Origin of the sequence: Ensifer sp. ENS02 (assembly GCF_014851885.1) — a bacterium.
In the GTDB taxonomy this organism is placed as follows: domain Bacteria; phylum Pseudomonadota; class Alphaproteobacteria; order Rhizobiales; family Rhizobiaceae; genus Ensifer; species Ensifer adhaerens.
This window is the reverse complement of sequence record NZ_JACVAO010000001.1, coordinates 734011-753168: the sequence shown is the minus strand read 5'-3', so window position 1 is coordinate 753168 and position 19158 is coordinate 734011. Positions and strand designations below refer to the sequence as shown.

Annotated in this window: 15 protein-coding genes and 1 pseudogene; 7 read left to right on the top strand and 9 right to left on the bottom strand. The window is 63.3% G+C overall.

All coding sequences use genetic code 11. The features are described from left to right. Positions 1 to 10: 10 nt before the first annotated feature. A complete protein-coding gene (locus tag IB262_RS03810; RefSeq protein ID WP_112976770.1) occupies positions 11 to 1030 on the top strand; it encodes a LacI family DNA-binding transcriptional regulator in 1020 nt (339 codons plus the stop codon). 26 nt (positions 1031 to 1056) lie between these two features. On the opposite strand, the gene IB262_RS03805 is transcribed toward IB262_RS03810, so the two are convergent. From IB262_RS03805 to IB262_RS03785, 5 genes are all read right to left on the bottom strand, one after another. Continuing rightward, positions 1057 to 2559: a diguanylate cyclase gene (locus IB262_RS03805; RefSeq protein WP_112976771.1), complete on the bottom strand. Its 1503-nt coding sequence runs from the start codon at positions 2557 to 2559 to the stop codon at positions 1057 to 1059. A 236-nt stretch (positions 2560 to 2795) separates the two neighbouring features. Beyond that, the gene (locus tag IB262_RS03800) at positions 2796 to 4532 is read right to left on the bottom strand and encodes an ankyrin repeat domain-containing protein (protein WP_112976772.1); all 1737 of its coding nucleotides are present in this window, start codon (positions 4530 to 4532) and stop codon (positions 2796 to 2798) included. Between the two features lie 165 nt (positions 4533 to 4697). Further along, entirely contained in the window at positions 4698 to 5525 is an 828-nt protein-coding gene (locus IB262_RS03795) for a TolB family protein (protein ID WP_112976773.1), read from the bottom strand. A 24-nt stretch (positions 5526 to 5549) separates the two neighbouring features. Next, on the bottom strand, positions 5550 to 5885 hold the full coding sequence (locus tag IB262_RS03790) for a hypothetical protein (protein WP_060520695.1): 336 nt from the start codon (positions 5883 to 5885) through the stop codon (positions 5550 to 5552). A 3-nt stretch (positions 5886 to 5888) separates the two neighbouring features. Next, positions 5889 to 7571: an NAD+ synthase gene (locus IB262_RS03785; protein WP_034795073.1), complete on the bottom strand. Its 1683-nt coding sequence runs from the start codon at positions 7569 to 7571 to the stop codon at positions 5889 to 5891. Positions 7572 to 7839: 268 nt separating this feature from the next. On the opposite strand from IB262_RS03785, the gene IB262_RS03780 reads away from it, so the two are divergent. The 5 genes from IB262_RS03780 (at position 7840) to IB262_RS03760 (ending at position 13972) form a co-directional block, all read left to right on the top strand. Beyond that, entirely contained in the window at positions 7840 to 9768 is a 1929-nt protein-coding gene (locus IB262_RS03780) for an LTA synthase family protein (RefSeq protein WP_082572785.1), read from the top strand. A 115-nt stretch (positions 9769 to 9883) separates the two neighbouring features. Further along, a complete protein-coding gene (locus IB262_RS03775) occupies positions 9884 to 10432 on the top strand; it encodes a DUF1003 domain-containing protein (protein WP_034795080.1) in 549 nt (182 codons plus the stop codon). 281 nt (positions 10433 to 10713) lie between these two features. Then, positions 10714 to 11136: a TadE/TadG family type IV pilus assembly protein gene (locus IB262_RS03770; RefSeq protein WP_060600829.1), complete on the top strand. Its 423-nt coding sequence runs from the start codon at positions 10714 to 10716 to the stop codon at positions 11134 to 11136. A gap of 1 nt (position 11137) precedes the next feature. Then, complete coding sequence (locus tag IB262_RS03765) at positions 11138 to 12871, top strand: TadG family pilus assembly protein (protein WP_246802563.1); 1734 nt, start codon at positions 11138 to 11140, stop codon at positions 12869 to 12871. Positions 12872 to 13063: 192 nt separating this feature from the next. Then, positions 13064 to 13972: a hypothetical protein gene (locus tag IB262_RS03760; RefSeq protein WP_246802562.1), complete on the top strand. Its 909-nt coding sequence runs from the start codon at positions 13064 to 13066 to the stop codon at positions 13970 to 13972. A gap of 3 nt (positions 13973 to 13975) precedes the next feature. Here the strand turns inward: IB262_RS03760 and IB262_RS03755 are convergent, their stop codons facing one another. From IB262_RS03755 to IB262_RS03745, 3 genes are all read right to left on the bottom strand, one after another. Beyond that, positions 13976 to 14374, bottom strand: coding sequence for a GFA family protein (locus IB262_RS03755; RefSeq protein ID WP_112976775.1), 399 nt, complete (start codon positions 14372 to 14374; stop codon positions 13976 to 13978). A 185-nt stretch (positions 14375 to 14559) separates the two neighbouring features. After that, positions 14560 to 15933, bottom strand: coding sequence for a 3-deoxy-7-phosphoheptulonate synthase class II (locus IB262_RS03750; protein ID WP_034795289.1), 1374 nt, complete (start codon positions 15931 to 15933; stop codon positions 14560 to 14562). A gap of 366 nt (positions 15934 to 16299) precedes the next feature. Further along, entirely contained in the window at positions 16300 to 16563 is a 264-nt protein-coding gene (locus tag IB262_RS03745) for a hypothetical protein (protein ID WP_060585013.1), read from the bottom strand. A 153-nt stretch (positions 16564 to 16716) separates the two neighbouring features. On the opposite strand from IB262_RS03745, the pseudogene IB262_RS03740 reads away from it, so the two are divergent. After that, positions 16717 to 17581 (top strand): annotated as a pseudogene (locus tag IB262_RS03740) (LysR family transcriptional regulator). A gap of 6 nt (positions 17582 to 17587) precedes the next feature. Here IB262_RS03740 and gor read toward each other — a convergent pair. Further along, positions 17588 to 18976 (bottom strand): glutathione-disulfide reductase, encoded by a 1389-nt coding sequence (gor, locus tag IB262_RS03735; RefSeq protein ID WP_112976776.1) that lies wholly within the window; start codon positions 18974 to 18976, stop codon positions 17588 to 17590. Between the last annotated feature and the right edge of the window lie 182 nt (positions 18977 to 19158).

The following is a 19158-nucleotide window of genomic DNA, read 5'->3' as shown; positions in this document are numbered from 1 at the left end:
GAGCAAGGCGATGGCCCATCCGTTTCTGATCAAGGACATCGCCTTTCAGGCCGGGCTCAGCACCGCGACCGTCGATCGCGTGCTCAACGAGCGGCCGGGCGTGCGCCGCCAGACGGAGGCCCGGGTTCGCGCAGCCATCGAGGAATTGGAGAAGCAGCAGGCCGGCCTCGACATCCAGGGGCGCAAGTTTGCGATCGATATCGTCATGGAGTCGCCACAACGCTTCACCGATGCGGTGCGTCGCGCCTTCGAGAGCGAGGCGATGACCTTCGCGCCCACCGTCTTTCGCTGCCGGTTCCACTTCGCCGAGACGATGCGCCCACAGGAGATCGTGCAACTGCTCGACCGAATCCGGCTGCGCGGGACCGACGGCCTGGTGTTGAAGGCGCCGGACGTGCCCGAGATCGTCGCCGCAGTCGCCCGTTTCGAGATGGGCGGCACGCCCGTCGTGACGCTGGTAACCGACCTGCCCCATTCCCAGCGGACGGCCTATGCCGGCGCCGACAACCGGGCGGCGGGCGAAACGGCCGCCTACCTCCTCGGGGAGCGCTTTTCCGGCGCGCCGGCAACTGTGCTGGTGACCCTTTCGAGCGGCCGCTTTCGTGGTGAGGAGGAACGCGAGATCGGCTTTCGCCGGGTGTTGCGCGAGCGCTATCCGGCAATCCGGATCGTCGAGATCAGCGAAGGCCACGGCCGCGACAGCGAAACCGGCCGCCTGGCTCACGCGGCGCTCTCGGCCAATCCCGATATCAACGCGGCCTATTCGATCGGTGGCGGCAACCGCTCCGTCCTTGCAGCCTTCGAGCGTCTCGAACGTCACTGCGCGCTCTACATCGCCCATGATCTCGACGAGGACAATCTGGCGCTGTTGCGCGAACGGCGCATTCACTTCGTGCTGCATCACGACCTCAGGACCGATGCGCGCACCGCCTTTCGCACGATGATGCTGCGGCCCGGCGCCCAGGCGCCGGCAATCGGCCCGCAGCTTTCCGCCGTGGTGGTGATCACGCCCTACAATGTTCCGGAGTAACGCTGCTGCCGATCCGCGGGTAGCGTTCAGGCCGCCGACTGGCCGTCATTCTTCTCGGCCGGCAACACCATGTCGTCCGCCGTTTCGAAGCGGTTGCGGCCGCGCCGCTTGGCCAGATAGAGCGCTTCGTCCGCAGCCAGCAGCAACTGGCGTGCCGTCAGGCCATGCCGCGGCGCAAAGGCGATGCCGGCGCTGCCGCCGACAACGAGCATTTGGCCCTCGAAAGCGACCGGCGTCTGCGCGTCGGCGATCAGGCCGGCCGTCAGGCTGCGGGCGTCGGCCTCGCTGCAATCGCCGAGAATGACCGCGAATTCGTCACCCCCAAGCCGCGCGACCGTGCCCTTCGGGCCAGCCCGGTTGCGAAAGCGTTCGGCCATGGCCACCAGCACGGCATCGCCGGCGGCGTGGCCGTGGCGGTCGTTGACCTCCTTGAATTCATCGAGGTCGGCATAGACGAGCGTGAACGGATGCGTCGATGCCCGCAACAGGGCTGCCGCCAGCATGTCGTCGAAGCCGCTGCGGTTCATCAGCCCCGTCAGGCGATCGTGCTTGGCAAGGTGCCGGTTCAGCGCCTCGCTCTGCTGCAGGGCGGCAAAGAGCGTCGAGAACCGCAGCGCCACGAAGGCCATCAGCAGTGCTGCGACGATCGCCATGATAATGACGCTCGGCAACAGCTCCGCGCGGACGAACCCACCGGGCGATTTCGGCACCCAGGCGGCCACGAGACAGGACGAATCGGAGCAGCGCCCGACAGACGCATAGGCACTGCCTGCAGGCCGCTCGTTGAGCGGAACAAATGCCAGCCCGCGAATACCCAGCCGTGCCGCGATCTCGCGCGTCATTTTCGGCGTGACCGGCCGAACGGCGACCATCAGCACCGGATCGCGCCGTCCCGCCGGAACCACCAATGTCTCGGGGATGACCGCCTGCACCACGGCAACGCTCATGCGCCCGCCGATCTCGCGCAGGTCCACCGCGTGGATGCCGGGCACGGCCGGCATCACGGACTGCGCATCCGGCGTCGTGACATCGAGATTGTAGGTGCCGTCGTTGTTCCTGAGCGCATTGTCGTAGCGGCGCTTGGCTTCGTCTACGAGATCGTCGACCTCGTCGAGCGGCACGCGGGCCACCTCTGCCGGAACCGATGCGCCGTCCTTGAGCGCCGTCGAAACGGTGCGGGCCGGATCCGTGAAGATGATCCAGGAGAAGCCGTAGTCTTCCCAAAGCCAGCCCGAAAGCTCGTCGGCGACGAAACTCTCGCTGACATGCCCCGTCGCCAGCTCCTCGTAGGTCTTGTCCCAGAAGGACACCTGCGCCTGGAACTGAACGACCGCATCCATCTGGTGGCGCAGCTCGTTTGCGACAAGCCGACGCTCGGCCGAAAGGCCGAAGCGATCGGCCTCGGTGACGGACCGGTCGAGGACATAGATGAGGCTTGCAATGATCAGGACCGCGACCAAGGTACAGGCGGCATGGATCGCCCAGACCGTCTTGTCCCGTTTTGCCTGCCGCAACGCCTTTTCCACCACGCCAGTCCCCCTCGTCCGCACCGGCTCTGCCGGGCATACTAGCACTTGTGGAGGTGCGATGCGCAACGATGGCAGCCGATACTGCCGGCACCCTAGCGACCAAAATCGAAGTTTGGCTTAAATAAGCTGGTGATAAAATACTTAACGATTTCAACCGGCTGAATCGCCCGACAATCAGCGGTCGCAGCGGGGATCAGGAGAACGCGGGCGACTGCCCGCGCCTCCCTCTACGCATCCTATTGCGGCGCGGCCGCCGAAGCGCGCAGCAAGGCGACGATCTCCGCATTGCCTTGCTCCAGGGCAAGATCGCGTATCGACGGGCCGGCGGCGCCATCGCGCACGCGTGCATTCGCGCCCCTTTCGAGAAGCAGCCGCACCGTTCCTGCCTGCCCGTTGATCACGGCAAAGGCAAGCGGCGTCATCCAGTCGTGCTGTGGCTCCGGCCTGCCGCGCCCGCGGAACGTGCCGAACGGCGTTTCGATCAGATCCGGCTGCCGGTCGAGGATGTCGGCGAGGCGCGCGGCCACGCCAAAGGACGCAGCTGCGAAGATGTCGAGCGGCTGATCCTTCAGGAAAGTGACCATCGCGTCCTTGCCGTTGTATTTGGCCCAGCCGATCGGCGGTGCATGATGGTAGGGGTCGCGGGCTAAGGCATCGGCGCCGTGATCGAGCAGGCGCCTCGCCATCGCGACATGTCCATGCAACGCCGCCTCGTGCAACGGCGTGCGCGAGGTCATGCGGTTGACGTCGAAGCCGAGCGAGAGCATCAGCGCCACGGCGTCATGCCGGTCCTCACCCGCCGCCTCGTGCAGAATGGCGGGGTGTGTAGCCTGGGTTCGAGCGACAAGTGTCGGATCCCTATCGACAAGTTCCCTCGCCTCGTCGGCCTTCACTTCCCCAACGGCACGGGCCAGCCGGTCGACATCCTCCAGCGGCGCTTCGGTCGCGCCGCGCGACACGAGGTATTGTGCCAGTGCCGGATCGCCGCCGAGCTCCGCCCATTGATAGGGCGTGCGCCCCTTGATCGGGCGATTGACGTCGGCGCCGTGCGCAACAAGCAGCCGGACGCGATCGGACATGCGTCTTTCCAGTGCCCAGGCAAGCTGATAGTCGAAGACGCGTTCGCCATTTTCGACCAGGCCGCCATCGTTGCGCACCAGCCAGTTGTTGCGGTCGTCGGCATTGAGGCCATGGTCGAGAAGCAGCTGGAGGCAGGAATTGTCCGGTTCGAACATCCGGTTGTAGAGCGCCTGGCTGTCATTGGCTCGGGCACCGGCATTAAGCAGCAGCCGCGCAAAGGCAAGGCAATCCGGGTGCGATGGCTGCCGCTCCGGCCCCGCCTCGCCCTCGCCGAAGACGCCGGTCAAAGCCGTGAAACGATACTGGCCGTCGTCGAGCCAGTAAGCGTTCGGATCGGCCCCGCGCGCAATCAGGCGGGCGCCCGCCGGCAGCGACGAGCGGCCGGGAACGCGGGCATATGCGGCGTAGAGCAACGGCTCCCAGTCGAACGGACCGCCGCGCTTCTCTGCGAGTTTCGGGTCGCGATCGAGAAAGCGGTCGATCGCCGCGGCGTCGCCGAGCGCAGCGGCCACGTGAATGTTGTCCCCGGCAATCTCAGGATGGTCCTTGAGAAGGTCGAGTGCCTGAGCGAACCGCTCAGGATCGGCAGCGACGTCGCCGAAATAGGAGACTGTCGCCAGAGCGAGAAAGCGGTTTGCGACCTGTTCGGTCGACGGCGTGCCGGTCTCGGCTTTCTCCAGATGCCGCTTCAGCCGCGTCCAGCTGGCAAAGCCGAATTCGCGGGCAAGCACCAGCTGGGCATCCTGAAGGCCCATTGCGGTCGGTTCGGAGAAATAGGGAAGCGCCCGCTGTCTTGCACTGACATCGCCAGCCTTGACGGCCTTCAAAAAGGCCTTGGCCTGCTTGCGGATCGTATCGAGGGTAATGTTCGCGGAAAGATCGCGCGTGATCATGAAAGACCTCCTTTCATTCACGTCCGGTATCCGCGCCCACAGACTGAAAAGAGGTGTGGCAACCAAGTTCAGTGAAACAGGTGGGCCTTGCCCTTCCCGCGGATCGGATGCGCCCTGCGAACAACCTCATCGCTAGCATGGCCTCGATATACTTGTCCAGCGCGGTCAGCTTTCCGGTTCGTAGCGGACGAAGGCGAAACGATCGCCCGCGGGCGCCCAGTTGGGAACGTTGATCGTTCCCTGCCCGCCGAAGAGCTCGAACAGGATGCGGGCATTGCCCCCGTCCAGGTCCATCAGCCGCAACCGGACATCGAGATCCCTCGGATGATCGAAGACGTCGCCGTCATAGGAAAGCACCAGCAGGTGCTTACCGTCAGGCGACGGATGCGGAAACCAGTCGCCATAGGGGCTGTCGGTGATGCGCGTGACGTCGCTGCCGTCCGGGCGGATCCGCCAGATCTGCATCTGGCCGGTACGGCTCGAGTTGAAATAGATCCATTCGCCGTCTGCCGACCAATCGGGCCCGTCGTTGCGGCCCTCCCCATGGGTGAGCCTTCGCTCCTCGCCGCCGTCGACGGAGATCGTATAGATGTCGAAGACCTGGTCGCGGATGCCGCAATAGGTCACCGTGTTCCCGTCGGGCGACCAGCCGTGCCAATAGGAAGGCAGGTTGCGGGTGACGAGCCGCGGCGTGCCGCCTTCGACCGGCAGCAGGTAGATCGCCGATTTCCCGAACTCGGTCTTGTCGCTGATCGCGATCGTGGTGCCATCCGGGGAGAGGCCGTGGTCGTTGTTGCAGAGCGTCGCAAAACCGGTATCGATCTCCACCGGTTCGGAACCATCAAGGCCAAGCCGATAGAGCCTGCCGTCACCGTTGATGATCAGATGTGAGCCGTCCCGCGACCAGTTCGGTGCCTCGACCAGCCGGTCCGTCTGCCAGACAACCCGCGTTTCACCTGTTGCGATGTCATGGATCTCGACGGAACTCCGCATGCTCTTCTCTCCCGGACGAGGCCGCTATTTCTTGTCTTCACCCGCCGGCAGGGTCGCCAGAACCTTGGAACAGACCGATTGCATCAGAACGGAATCGCGTCGGTCCCGCCAGGTGGTGACCAGACCCCAGGCCAGCAGGAGCAGGATGCAGATGAAGGCAACGCCGACGACGGTGAGGCTTCCGGTCGCAAGGCCATAGACCCCAAAGATCGCAGGCGTCGCGAAATAGCCGATCTGCGCCGATAGCTGCCGGCCGGCGGAAACGTCGCTTGCCGACCACAGTCGCAGGAGCCGGATTTCCTCGTCCGTAAAATCTGGACGGCCCTGTCGGCCGTCCGTCTCTTCGGAGAGGATATCCATCGCCTAGCCCCGGTCGCGGAAGCGGTTGGTGATCGGGTAGCGGCGGTCGCGTCCGAAGTTCTTCTTGGTGATCTTGACGCCCGGCGCCGATTGCCGGCGCTTGTATTCGGCGATGTAGAGCAGATGCTCGACCCGGTGAACGGTCACCTCGTCATGGCCGCGGGCGACGATCTCGTCCGTCCCCATTTCCTTTTCCACCAGGCATTCGAGAATGTCGTCGAGCACCGGATAGGGCGGCAGCGAATCCTGGTCCGTCTGGTTGGGACGAAGCTCGGCCGAAGGCGCCTTGTCGATAATGTTCTGCGGAATGACGATGCCGGAAGGACCAAGCGCGCCCGGAGGAACCGTGGTATTGCGCCAGCTCGAGATGGCATAGACCTGCATCTTGTAGAGGTCCTTGATCGGGTTGAAGCCGCCGTTCATGTCGCCATAGAGCGTGGCATAGCCGACCGACATCTCCGACTTGTTGCCTGTCGTCACAACCATCGAGCCGAACTTGTTGGAGATCGCCATCAGGATCGTGCCGCGGGTGCGGCTCTGCAGGTTCTCCTCGGTGATGCCGGATTCCGTGCCTTCGAACGTATCGGAGAGTGCGCTGAGGAACCCTTCGACCGGCTCGGAGATCGGCACGATGTCGTAACGGCAGCCGAGGGCCTCGGCGCATTCCTTGGCGTCCTTCAGCGATTCCTGCGAGGTGTAGCGGTAGGGCAGCATGACCGTGCGCACCCGCTCCTCGCCGAGCGCATCGACGGCGAGCGCTGCGCAAATGGCGGAATCGATACCGCCGGAGAGGCCAAGCACGACATTTTTGAAGCCGTTCTTGTTCACATAATCGCGGAAGCCGAGCATGCAGGCGCGGTAATCCGCCTCCTCCCGCTCCGGCAGGCGCGACTTCAGGCCGTGCTCGCAATGCCAGCCGCTCTCGCCCTTCTTCCACTCCACGATCGAGATCGCCTCTTCGAACTGGCTCATCTGGAAGGCGAGCGACTTGTCGGTGTTGAAGGCGAAGCTGGCGCCGTCGAAGACCAGTTCGTCCTGGCCGCCGAGCTGGTTGGCATAGATCATCGGCAGGCCGGTCTCGATCACCTGCTTCAGCACGACCTGATGGCGCACGTCGACCTTGCCGCGATAATAGGGCGAACCATTCGGCGACAGCAGGATTTCAGCACCGCTTTCGGCCAGCGTCTCGCAGACGCCGAGATCGCCCCAGATGTCCTCGCAGATCGGAATGCCGATGCGCACACCGCGGAAATTGACCGGTCCCGGCATCTCGCCCGGATCGAAGACGCGCTTCTCGTCGAACTCGCCGTAGTTCGGAAGATCGACCTTGTCGCGGATCGCGATCACCTTGCCATCGTCGAGTACTGCCACGGCGTTATGTCGGCCGGTCTTCGACAGGCGCGGGAAGCCGATGATGACGCCCGGGCCGCCATCGGCCGTTTCGGCGGCCAGCTTTTCGACGGCCTGGAGGCAGGCCTTGAGAAAGGCCGGCTTCAGAACAAGGTCTTCCGGCGGATAGCCCGAAATGAACAGCTCCGTCAAAAGCAGGAGATCGGCGCCCTGTCGCGCCGCATCGGCGCGCGCCTCACGCGCCTTGGCCAGGTTTCCGGCGATGTCGCCCACGGTCGGATTGAGCTGGGCAACGGCGATACGAAGGAGCGAGGGGGCGTTTTTATGGGCGGTCATGAGCGGGCCTGTCGGTCTGTCCTGAACGATTGCATCTGACTTTCGCAATGTTCTTTAGCGCAATCTGCGGGAAAATACCCACAGCCAATCGCAGCCACGCGAAAAAAACCGAAAACTTCTGTTTTTCCCGATCCTTATACTGGGCCGTTCGTGCGGCTTCACGCCACGAAAAGCCACCCTCCATTCCCGTTAAGAAACCATTCATCCCCTGTTCAAAATGACGGGCGTATGACAGTTACACGACGCATTTATGAAATTGGAGAATATGTTGGCCAGTATCGATTCCGCTGTCGCGCGAGGCTCACGTGTCTATGCCGACCGACCCGGCTTCGCCGCACGGCACGCCAAGACGCTCGCTTCCACGCGCAGCGCCCTGTTCTCCCTGTTCGTTGCAACTGCCCTTGTCTTCGCCGTTGAACTGATCGTCCGTCAGTCGCTGACCGACACCCTTTCCTATGTCCTCGACCCGACGCGCCCGGCGCTGACGACCATCGGCATATTCTTTCTCATTCTGCTCGCTGTCGACGGTATTTTCGGCCGCGAGCACAAGTCCGCCGTGGTGATCGCGCCGCTGGCACTTCTTCCGGCCGTCATCTGCCAGCAGAAGCAGGTGTTCCTGTCCGATCCGCTCTATCCGACCGACTTCCTGTTCGGCCGCCAGATCATGGAGCTGATGCCCGTGCTGGTGAAGGACCGTCCGTGGACGGCGGTCGGCATCGCCGTCGGTCTGGTTGCCACCGTCGTCGCCATCGCCCTCCTGTTGCGCTTTGCCTGGCGGACCTTCCCGAAGCTGACGACCCGCGAGCGTGTCGCCCGCCTCGCCTTCGCGCTGCCGCTGCTCGTCGCCTTCTGGAACATCATGGATTACAACCAGTTCTCCTGGATCCGTGATCGCCTGAAGGTCATCCCGATCATGTGGGACCAGACCGAGAACTATAAGCACAACGGCTTTGCGCTCGCCTTTGCGATCAACCTGCCGATGGCCAATGTCAGCGCGCCCGCCGGCTACATGGCCGACGCGATCGACCGCATTCCGGTGAAGCCGCTTCCCGCCGGCACCTCGCACCGCGGCAAGCCCGACGTCATCGTGCTGATGAGCGAATCCTTCTGGGATCCGACCCGCCTGCCGAACGTCAAGCTGTCGCCTGACCCGATGCCGACGATCCGCGAAATGCAGTCGGGCAACGTCTTCTCGCCGGAGTTCGGCGGCATGACCGCCAACGTCGAGTTCGAGGCGCTGACCGGCTTCTCCAACGCGTTCCTGCCCTATGGCAGCATCCCGTACCAGCAGTACATCCGCAATCCGATCCCGTCGCTTGCCACTTTCTTCCGTGGCGAAGGCTACGTCTCGCGCGCCATCCATCCGTTCCAGAGTTGGTTCTGGAACCGCACCGCCGTCTACAAGGCCTTCGGTTTCGACATGTTCAAGTCGGAAGAGAACATGCCGCCGATGCAGAAGCGCGGCATCTTCGCCTCGGACGACTCGCTGACCAACGAGATCATCCGCCAGGCCGACGCGATGGACGACCCGTTCTTCTTCTTCGCCGTCACACTCCAGGGCCATGGGCCCTATGAGGCCAACCGCTACGCCAACAACACCATCAAGGTCGAAGGCGACCTGCCCGAGGCCGACCGCCAGGTGCTTGCCACCTACGCGCAGGGCATCAAGGAGGCTGACGACAGCCTGAAGAAGCTGATGGACTGGGCCAAGAACCGCGATCGCGAAACGGTTATCGTGCTTTTTGGCGACCATCTGCCGCCGCTTAACACCGTCTATACCAGCACCGGTTTCATGAAGGGTGTGACGGCGGAGCGCAAAGGTTCGAAGGAGCAGATGAAGGCGCAGCATGAAACGCCGCTCGTCGTCTGGTCGAACAAGACTGGCCCGAAGAAGAACGTCGGCACCATCAGCCCGGCCTTCCTCTCCTATCAGATCCTCAAGCAGTCCGGTTACGAGCACCCCTACTACACCGGCTTCCTCGGCAAGGTGTATGACCAGTACCGCGTTGTCGACCGCTACATGCTGATCCGCAAGAATGGCAAGGAAGTCGCCGAGTGGTCGCGCCAGCCGAAGGTGCCGGCACTCCTGCGTGACTACCGCTTCCTGCAACACGACATGATGTTCGGCGACCGCTTCTCGACCGACCGGTTCTTCAAGTCACACGCTGATCTCTTCGCCAGCGTCGAAACCCACTGATCGAAGACCGGAGCGGCCAGCAACCGCTCCGGTCCTTGCGGCATTTTCGCGTACCGCCTGATTTCCTTGCGGCGCTGACGCGCTAGATTGTCTCCGGCCAACTCCGGAGATCGCCATGCCGCACTTCAATGACATATCGAAACAGCTTTTCGGCAAGCCGCTCAGCGAGCTCGGGGAGATCGAGCGCCGCATTCTTACCCATGCCCGGGACCGACGCACGCTCGCCACCGATTCACATGCCGCCTTCACGGCACGGCTCTCCTTCGGCGACAGGCTCGCAGACAACATCGCCCGCGTCGGCGGCTCCTGGAGCTTCATCATCGGCTTTTGCGGGTTTCTCGTCTTCTGGGTTTTGCTGAACACCATTCTGCTCGCCACCGGCGCCTTCGATCCCTACCCCTATATCTTCCTCAACCTGATGCTTTCGATGCTCGCCGCGCTGCAGGCGCCGGTCATCATGATGTCGCAGAACCGCCAGGCGGAGCGCGACCGCTTCGCTGCCTCGAAGGATTACGAAGTCAATCTCAAGTCGGAAGTCGAACTGATCGCGCTGCATCACAAGGTCGACGACGTGTTGCTGCGCGAGATCTCCGAATTGCGCGCGGACCTGGCGACGCTCAACCGGCAGCTCGAACGCTATCGCACGCCCCCAGGACAGGAGTGACCGGACCCGGGCCGAACCGGGACGATGCGCTGGCGATAGGCAAGCCTGCTCTCGCGCGGATCCGGCGCCCGGACGCGGGCGCGCAGCCGCCGCGACAGGGCGAAAACTAGCTCATTTTCATAAATACTAATTCAACTGTGAATACACGTTTTGCAACATTCGCGAAATGCATGGGGATTCAACAACTTATCGGAGTATGAAAAAATTAATATTTGAGGATCACGTTATGGGTGCAGGGACATTCAAGAAATACAGCAACGTGGGTACGCGGAGATGCTGCAATGTCCAACTTCAAGCGCCTGATAGGCGGCCGGGACGGGGCCGCTGCGATCGAATTTGCAATAATAGCACCACTCTTCTTCATGTGCGTGCTGACCCTGATCGCCTATGGCGTCTATCTCAGTGCCGCCCATTCCATTCAGCAGATTGCTGCCGATGCCGCCCGCACAGCCATCGCCGGCCTCTCCCAAACCGAGCGTGAACGGCTCGCGACCGACTATATCCGTCGCACGACGATGGATCAGGCCTTCATCAAGTCGTCGCGCATGACCGTCACCGTCAGGGACGACGCCAACAACGCAAACCAGTTCACCGTCCGGATCAAATACGACGCCGGCGACCTGCCGATCTTCAACCTGTTCACATTCGCCATGCCGAGCGAACAGATCGAGCGCTTCGCAACCATTCGCATCGGAGGGGTCTGATATGCTGTGGAAACCCATGCGCTCCCTCGCCCGAGCCCGTAGCGGCAACATCGGTATCTCGGCCGCCCTGGCCATGCCGTTGGTGATCACGTCCATGGCCCTTGCGATCGACTACGGCTACCTAACCGTCCAGAAGCGTGAAATGCAGTCTTCGGTCGATCTCGCTGCGATCGCGGCAGCGGCCAACGTCTCCGCCGCCGAGAAGGCCGTGCTCAACCACTTCGCCAACAATGGCCTGAACTACGGCGTGTCGACGCCGAACGGTTTGTTGACCATCGACGGCAAGACCCTGCCGCCCGGTGACATCAGCACCGCCAAGCTTGATGGCGTCGCGACCGTAACGCGCGGGCGCTACGTCCCCGATCCGTCGGTCGATGCCGGCCAGCGCTTCATCAAGGACGCCACGCCCACGGACGCCGTGCAGGTGATGCTCGAAAGGAAGGGCGACATCTTCCTCGCCTCGATCTTCAGCGCCCCGCCGGACCTCAGCGTCTACGGCACGGCGGCGAGTTCGAAGATCGCGGCCTTCTCCGTAGGCTCCCGTCTTGCAAGCCTCAATGATGGGCTGCTCAACTCCATCCTCGGGCAGATGCTCGGAACGACGATCTCGCTCAAGGTCATGGATTACCAGGCGCTCATCGACGCCGATATCGATATCCAGCCCTTCCTGAAGATCATTGCGACCAGGCTCAACCTGACGGCTGCCTCCTATGAAGACGTGCTCAAGGCAAACCTGACGATGCCGCAGCTGCTTGCCTCCATGCGGCTGGTCCAGGGCCTGTCCGGAACGGTCACGACCGCACTCAAGAGCATCGAGCTTTCGACCTCGAACGACAAGCGCACCTTCACCGTGGCGCAGATCCTCAACCTCGATCCGAAGAAGAGCCTGCAGGTCGACGCCGGCTCCGATTGGGCGATGCGCGTAAGCGCGCTGCAGATCGTGTCGGCGGCTGCAGCCATCGCCAACGGCGAAAACCAGATCGCCCTCAATGCCGTGGCCGGCCTTCCCGGCATCGCATCTGCCAAGGTCAAGCTTGCGATCGGCGAGCCGCCCGTCGAAACGCCAAGCCACCGCCTCGGCACGCCCGGCGCAGCAATACGCACCGCCCAGACCCGCCTTGCCGTCGAAGTCAACGTCGATGGCCTGGCCGCCCTTGCCGGCATTCGCATCCGCCTGCCGATCTATGTCGAACTCGCCTATGCGGAAGCCAAGCTCGCCGACATCAGGTGCTATGGCGGCACGCCCGAAAATGCTTCGGTCAGCGTCGATGCGGTGCCCGGCATTGCCGAAATCGCCATCGGCGACGTCGATCCGGCGGTCCTGTCCAACTTCTCGTCAGACGCGCGGGTACAAAGAGCCAAGCTCGTGGACGCCCTGGTGGTCAAGATCGATGCGCTAGCCCATGTCGAGGCGCAAAACCTCAAGCCGACGCGCCTGAGCTTCAGCCCGTCCGAGGTCGCGGCCCGGTCGATCAAGACGGTCTCGACCAAGGACATCCTGACCTCGACGACGCAAACGCTCCTCAACAATCTCGACCTGAACATACAGGTCCTGTTCCTGACGCTCGGCAGCCCGACCATCGTGCAGCAGGCATTGGCCCAAACGCTCGGAGCCGTCACCAAGCCGGTCGACGATCTGCTCTACAACCTTCTGCTGCTCGTCGGCGTACGGGTCGGCGAGGCCGATGTCCGCGTCACCGGCGTCAAGTGCCAGTCGCCGGTCCTGGTGCAGTAGACCCGTTCAAACGGGGCGTTCGACGGCCACCGTCAACGCCCCGTTGAACAAATTCGGTTGCTGACACGTTATGCACAAGGTAGCCCTAGTAAAAGGAATGCAGCTGAGCGCGGCTGGCCGGCGGGGCACCGAGAATGCCCTTCACTTGGCGGGCCGCGCAAGCATTGGGGGTGTGCGCAGCAGATGCATGTGATGGCAGAGCAGGAAGGCGCAGCGCGGGATGGCTCGCTCGCCTTCACCGCGGAAGGTTTTCTTTGTCATCCGGAGTTACGCAACGTGCTCCAGGCGAGCGCGCGCGATCTGATGGCGGCCTACGACATGTTTCCCCGCATCGCTCGCCTTGTCGCCTCCCACCAGAAATGGACCCTCAGCCAGGCCGTCTACGCCCTGCACCTCGAGCGTGAGCCCGGCAATCCCGAAACGGGGGTTACGACCGCCCGCCTTCTCAAGTTCATCCATGAGACCGGCGGCGCCAGCCGCAATACCGCCGCTGCCTTCATCGCCGAACTGCTGACCTACAAGCTTTTGCGCGACGCGGAGGGCGGCCGGGGTCGCAAGAAGATCCGCCCGCTAGAGCCGACGGAAATCAGCGAAGGCGCCATGCTGCGCTGGTTCATGAGCCAGATGGGAACGCTCGATCGCTTCGACGGCCAAGGCCGTGTCGCCCGCGTCGAAGCCGACCGCACGGTTTTCGAGCGGGCTCAGCCGGTCGCCGCCCGCCTGCTGCTTTCGGATCGCCGGTGGACCCAGCCGCCGGAAGGTGTCGCGGCTTTCGTCTGGACCGAGTGCGGTGGCCTCCTGCTTGACGATCTCATGGCGCGGCCGAAGAACCTTGAGCCTGTGGACGGCAAAGTCTGGCTGGAGGCGAACCTCTCGGATCTCGCCACGCATTACATGATCTCGAACACCCATATCCGGCGGATCTTCACGCGGGCCCAGGATCTCGGCTTGCTTGGAAGAGCCGATGAGGGGCAGCGCGGCCTGTTCTGGTTGAGTGAGCGGCTGATCGAGGAATATTGCCAATGGCAGGCAGTTAAGCTTGCCGGCCTTGCCAACGGCTTCGAGCAGGCCGAGCGACAGGCGGCAAGCCCGCCGGCCTGAACCTCAGACGCGGCCGGCTGCGAATTTCGGCAGGTCGTCCTTGATCTCGTAGAAATCGCCCTGATCTTCGCAGAAGATATGGTAGCCCGGCTTCAGCACCGTCGGCTTGTCAAAGGCGCCCGCGAGGATCGACGTGTAATCCGAACCGTCCGCCTTCCAGAACAGCGCTGACCCGCATTGCCGGCAAAAGCCCCGGCTGGCCCTGTCACTGGCCCTGTACCAGGTTACGTTTTCCGCGCCCTTCAGCTCGAAGTCCTGGTCCTGCACGTTGGTGGCGGCGTAATAGAGCCCGGTCTGCTTCCGGCATTGGCTGCAGTGGCAGAAGATCAGCTCGCGCAGCTCGCCGCGCGCTTTGAAGCGAATGGTGCCACAAAGGCAGCCCCCGTGATGAATGTCCTGCATTGCCCCTCCCCAGGTTCATGACCCCACGATCCTGCCATGGAGCGTGCCGCCGCAAGCGACAGCCCGCGCCGCGCCCTGCTCCAGACACGAAAATGCCGGGCCAGCTTCCAGAGCCGGCCCGGCATTGTCAAATTCAAAGCATCCAAGCGACGTTCAGAAAACCTGAACAATGCCAGAGATTTAGATCAGCCGTTGACGACCATCTTCTTCTCGTCGCGGCCGCCCTTCATGCGTTCGGCGAGCAGGAAGGCGAGTTCCAGCGCCTGGTCCGCGTTGAGGCGCGGATCGCAATGGGTGTGGTAACGGTCGGCGAGATCGTCGCCCGAAAGCGCACGCGCACCGCCGGTGCATTCCGTCACGTCGTTGCCGGTCATCTCGATATGGATGCCGCCCGGGTGCGAACCCTCGGCGCGGTGGATCTGGAAGAAGCTCTCCACTTCCGACAGGATCCGCTCGAACGGACGGGTCTTGTAGTTGTTGAGCGTAATCGTGTTGCCGTGCATCGGGTCGCAGGACCAGACCACCTTCTTGCCTTCGCGCTCGACCGCACGGATGAGGCGCGGCAGATGCTCGGCCACCTTGTCATGGCCGAAACGGCAGATGAGCGTCAGGCGGCCGGCTTCGTTGGCCGGGTTCAGAAGGTCGATCAGCTCCAGCAGGCCATCGGCCGTCAGCGACGGACCGCACTTGAGGCCGAGCGGGTTCTTGATGCCGCGGCAGTATTCGATATGCGCATGATCGGGCTGGCGGGTACGGTCGCCGATCCAGATCATGTGGCCGGACGTGGCGTACCAGTCGCCCGAGGTAGAGTCGACGCGCGTCAACGCCTGCTCGTAGCCGAGCAGCAGCGCCTCGTGGCTGGTGAAGAAATCGGTCTCGCGCAGGCTCGGGTGGTTTTCCGAGGTGATGCCGATCGCCTTCATGAAGTCCATGGTCTCGGAGATGCGGTCCGCAAGCTTGCGGTAGCGTTCCGCCTGCGGGCTGTCCTTGACGAAGCCGAGCATCCACTGGTGCACGTTGTCGAGGTTGGCATAGCCGCCCATCGCAAACGCGCGCAGAAGGTTCAGCGTCGCAGCCGACTGGCGGTAAGCCATGATCTGGCGTTCCGGGTTCGGAATGCGCGCTTCCTCGGTGAACTCGATGCCGTTGATGATGTCACCGCGGTAGGACGGAAGCGTCACGTCACCCTGCTTCTCGATACCCGAGGAACGGGGCTTGGCGAACTGGCCGGCGATACGGCCGACCTTGACCACCGGCTGCTGCGCGCCGAACGTCAGAACGACGGCCATCTGCAGGAAGGCGCGGAAAAAGTCGCGGATCGTGTCAGCGCCGTGCTCGGCAAAGCTCTCGGCGCAGTCGCCGCCCTGCAGCAGGAAGCCGCGGCCTTCGGCGACATTGGCGAGGGCACTCTTCAGACGACGGGCTTCGCCCGCAAACACCAGCGGCGGATACTTCGCGAGGCGCGCTTCGGTCGCCTCAAGCGCTGCCAGGTCCGGATATTCCGGCACCTGCTGGATGGGTTTCTGCCGCCAGCTGTTTGGAGTCCAAGTCTGTGCCATTTCGATCACCTGTTGTCTGCCGCGGATCCAACCGCGCGGGTCACGCCCTGACGGCCAATGGCGGCCGCCCGGTATTCTGAAATTTCACTCAACATCCGCTCGCCCTGCCCCGGTCACTTGGCCAAGCCTCGTGCCCGCCCAGCCGGAAACGCCGCGGAATGCGGGCTTATAGACGTTAAGGAAACGCTTGGAAAGCCATCCTACCAGAATTCATTGCTTTGCAGGGCGCCCGGGGCGCAACGATATTTCCGCGGAGCGCACGATCCCGAAAGTCTTACTCCCTATATCGAAAGAACGATGCGCAGTTTCAATGGGATAGTGGCATCCCTGATGCTACAGCCGCCGCCAAGATAGGCGACAGATTGTTCAGCGATCGTGCCCGGCGGCTTGCGGCCGGCAATGGCTGGCCCTCACGTCCCAGCGCGCGCCTGTGCGTTCGGTGAGTGGCGCATCGGAACGCGTCAAGCGCGCGTCCGATCTGCGCCGGTTAAGCAGAAAAGAGAAGGCCGGCAGCACCCAGTGCAGGCCACGCCACTCCGGTCCGTCGAGCGGATCATCCAAGCCGTTGCGTGACCCGCGGCGACGTTCACGCTGCAGAACCGTCCACATGACCGCCCAATGTTCAAACATGGTCTCGCCTCCTTTGCCTTGAGACAATCGGAGACCTAATGTCTTCGCCGGCAGCGTTGTAGGCGCACCGTTGAAAGACGTCTTTCATCCGCGAACGGAAGTCAGGGCGGACGACCCGCGCTACTACGAGACAATGACCGCCATGGAGTGCTTATGGCCGAGGCAGCCTGGGACGATTTGAAACTCTTTTATCACGTTGCGACCGAGGGTGGCTTGAGCGGGGCTGCCACGCGAACGGGGTTGAGCGCGCCGACCATCGGCCGCCGCATGCTCGCGCTCGAGCGAGCGACCGGCAGGGCACTCTTCATCCGCAGTCAGCAAGGCTATCGCCTCGCCCACGATGGCCAGATCCTCCTCGAACATGTCCGTGCCATGCGGAATGCCGCCGCAAATATCTCCGACTGGCACCGCGACGCCTTCGCCCTGCCGATCGTGTCAGTCGCAAGCGACGCCTGGGTCGCAGGTTTCGTCGCCGATCATTCAACCGATATCCGCGCCGCTGGCGACAGTTTTCGCTTCTGCTGCAAGCATGCGCATCGCGGCCTCGACTTGACCTTCAGAGAGGCCGATGTGGCCGTCCTGTACGAACAGCCCCGCTCCGGCAACGTGGCAGTGCGCCGCTCGGTGAACATCGCCTATGCCGTCTATCGCGCCGGCAACATGCCGGAGCGCGAGGACTTTCCCTGGATATCGATTGGCACCGAAGTTGCCAGCTCGCCGGCTGAAAAATGGGGTCTTTGAAAACCGCGAGCAGCAGATCCATACGTGGACCGACAGTGCCGCCCTTCTCGTGCGGCTGATCCGCAATGGCGCCGGCCGCGGCGTCCTGCCCGCCTTCGTCGGCGAAGGTGATCCATTCCTGAAGCGCGAAGGCGAATTGATCGAGGGCCTGACGCATCCGTTGTGGATCGCGGCAAACGACGACGACCGGCGCCGTCCGGAAGTCCGGACGGTCATCGATCGCCTCGCTGATCTTTTCAAACGCGAGGAGGCGCGGTTTGCAGGAGCTTCCGCCTGAGGCGGCTCAGACCCGCTCGCCCTTGCGGATGCGATAGGACGGCGAATACATCGTTACCAGCTCTTCCGCCGCCGTCGGGTGCACCGCCATCGTCCGATCGAAATCGTCCTTGGTGCAGCCGGCCTTCAGCGAAATACCGAGCAGCTGCGCCATTTCGCCAGCGTCATGGCCAAGGATGTGAGCGCCGAGCACCTTGCGGTCGGCGGCATTGACGATCAGCTTCATGATCATCTTTTCCTTGCGGCCCGAAAGGGTCGCCTTCATCGGCCTGAACTCGGCGCGGTAGACTTCGAGTTCGTCGAACCGGCGTGCCGCTTCCTCTTCGGTCAGACCGACAGTACCGATTTCCGGCTGCGAGAAGACGGCAGTCGCGATCAAGTCGTGGTCCGGCGACACCGGATTGTTCTTGTACTCGGTCTCGATGAAGCACATCGCCTCATGGATCGCGACCGGCGTCAGCTGAACGCGGTCCGTCACATCGCCAAGCGCATAGATGCCGGGCGCGCTGGTGCGCGAGAAGGCGTCGACGATGATGGCGCCGCGCTCGTCCGTCTTGACGCCGGCGGCCTCCAGGCCGAGACCTCTGGTGTTCGGCACACGCCCGAGCGCCAGCATGACCTGGTCGACGACGATGTCGCCGTGCTTCATCGTGTGCGCGACGCGCTTGCCGTCGGCGTCGAGCGTGACGGACTGGATGATGTCCTCGCAAAGGATGCGGATGCCCTTCTCCTCCATCGCGACGTGCAGCCCGCGGCGCAGGTCATGGTCGAACCGCGAGAGAACTTCCTTGCCGCGATAGATCAGCGTCGTCTCGACGCCGAGGCCGTCGAAGACATTGGCGAACTCGACGGCGATGTAGCCGCCGCCGGCGATCAGGATCGACTTCGGCAGTTCCGCAAGGTCGAAGGCTTCGTTGGAGGAAATGCAGTGCTCGTGGCCGGGCAGCGCGTCATGCGGGGTCGGATGACCTCCGACGGCAATGACGATGCGTTCGGCCGTTACCGTCTTGCCGCTGTCGAGCAGGCGAACCGTGTTCGGGCCGACGAGCTCGGCGCGCGTATGCAGGATTTCGGCGCCCGCATTGTTGAGGCCCTTCTGGTAGAGCCCTTCGAGCCGGGTGATTTCCTGCTCCTTGGCGGCGACCAGCTTCTTCCAGTCGAACGTGCTTTCGCCGACCGTCCAGCCGAAGCCCGCTGCATCTTCGAAGTGCTCGGAAAACTGCGACGCGTAGACATAAAGCTTCTTCGGCACGCAGCCGCGGATAACGCAGGTGCCGCCATAGCGAAACTCTTCCGCGATCGCGACCTTCTTGCCGAGGCTTGCCGCCAGGCGCCCGCTGCGCACGCCGCCCGAACCGCCGCCGATTACGAAAAGGTCATAGTCGAAAGCGGGCATGGGCAGTCTCCTGAAAGCAAGCGGGCCGAAATGGCGATCTGAAAAGCGCGCCGAACGATCCTGGGCCGACACGCAACCGGGCGCAGCCGATGGCCGCGTCGCAGGCACATATAGTGGAGCCTCCGGGCAAAAGAAAAGCCCGGATCGCTCCGGGCTCCTCGAAACGTGATGAAGGCGCTCGG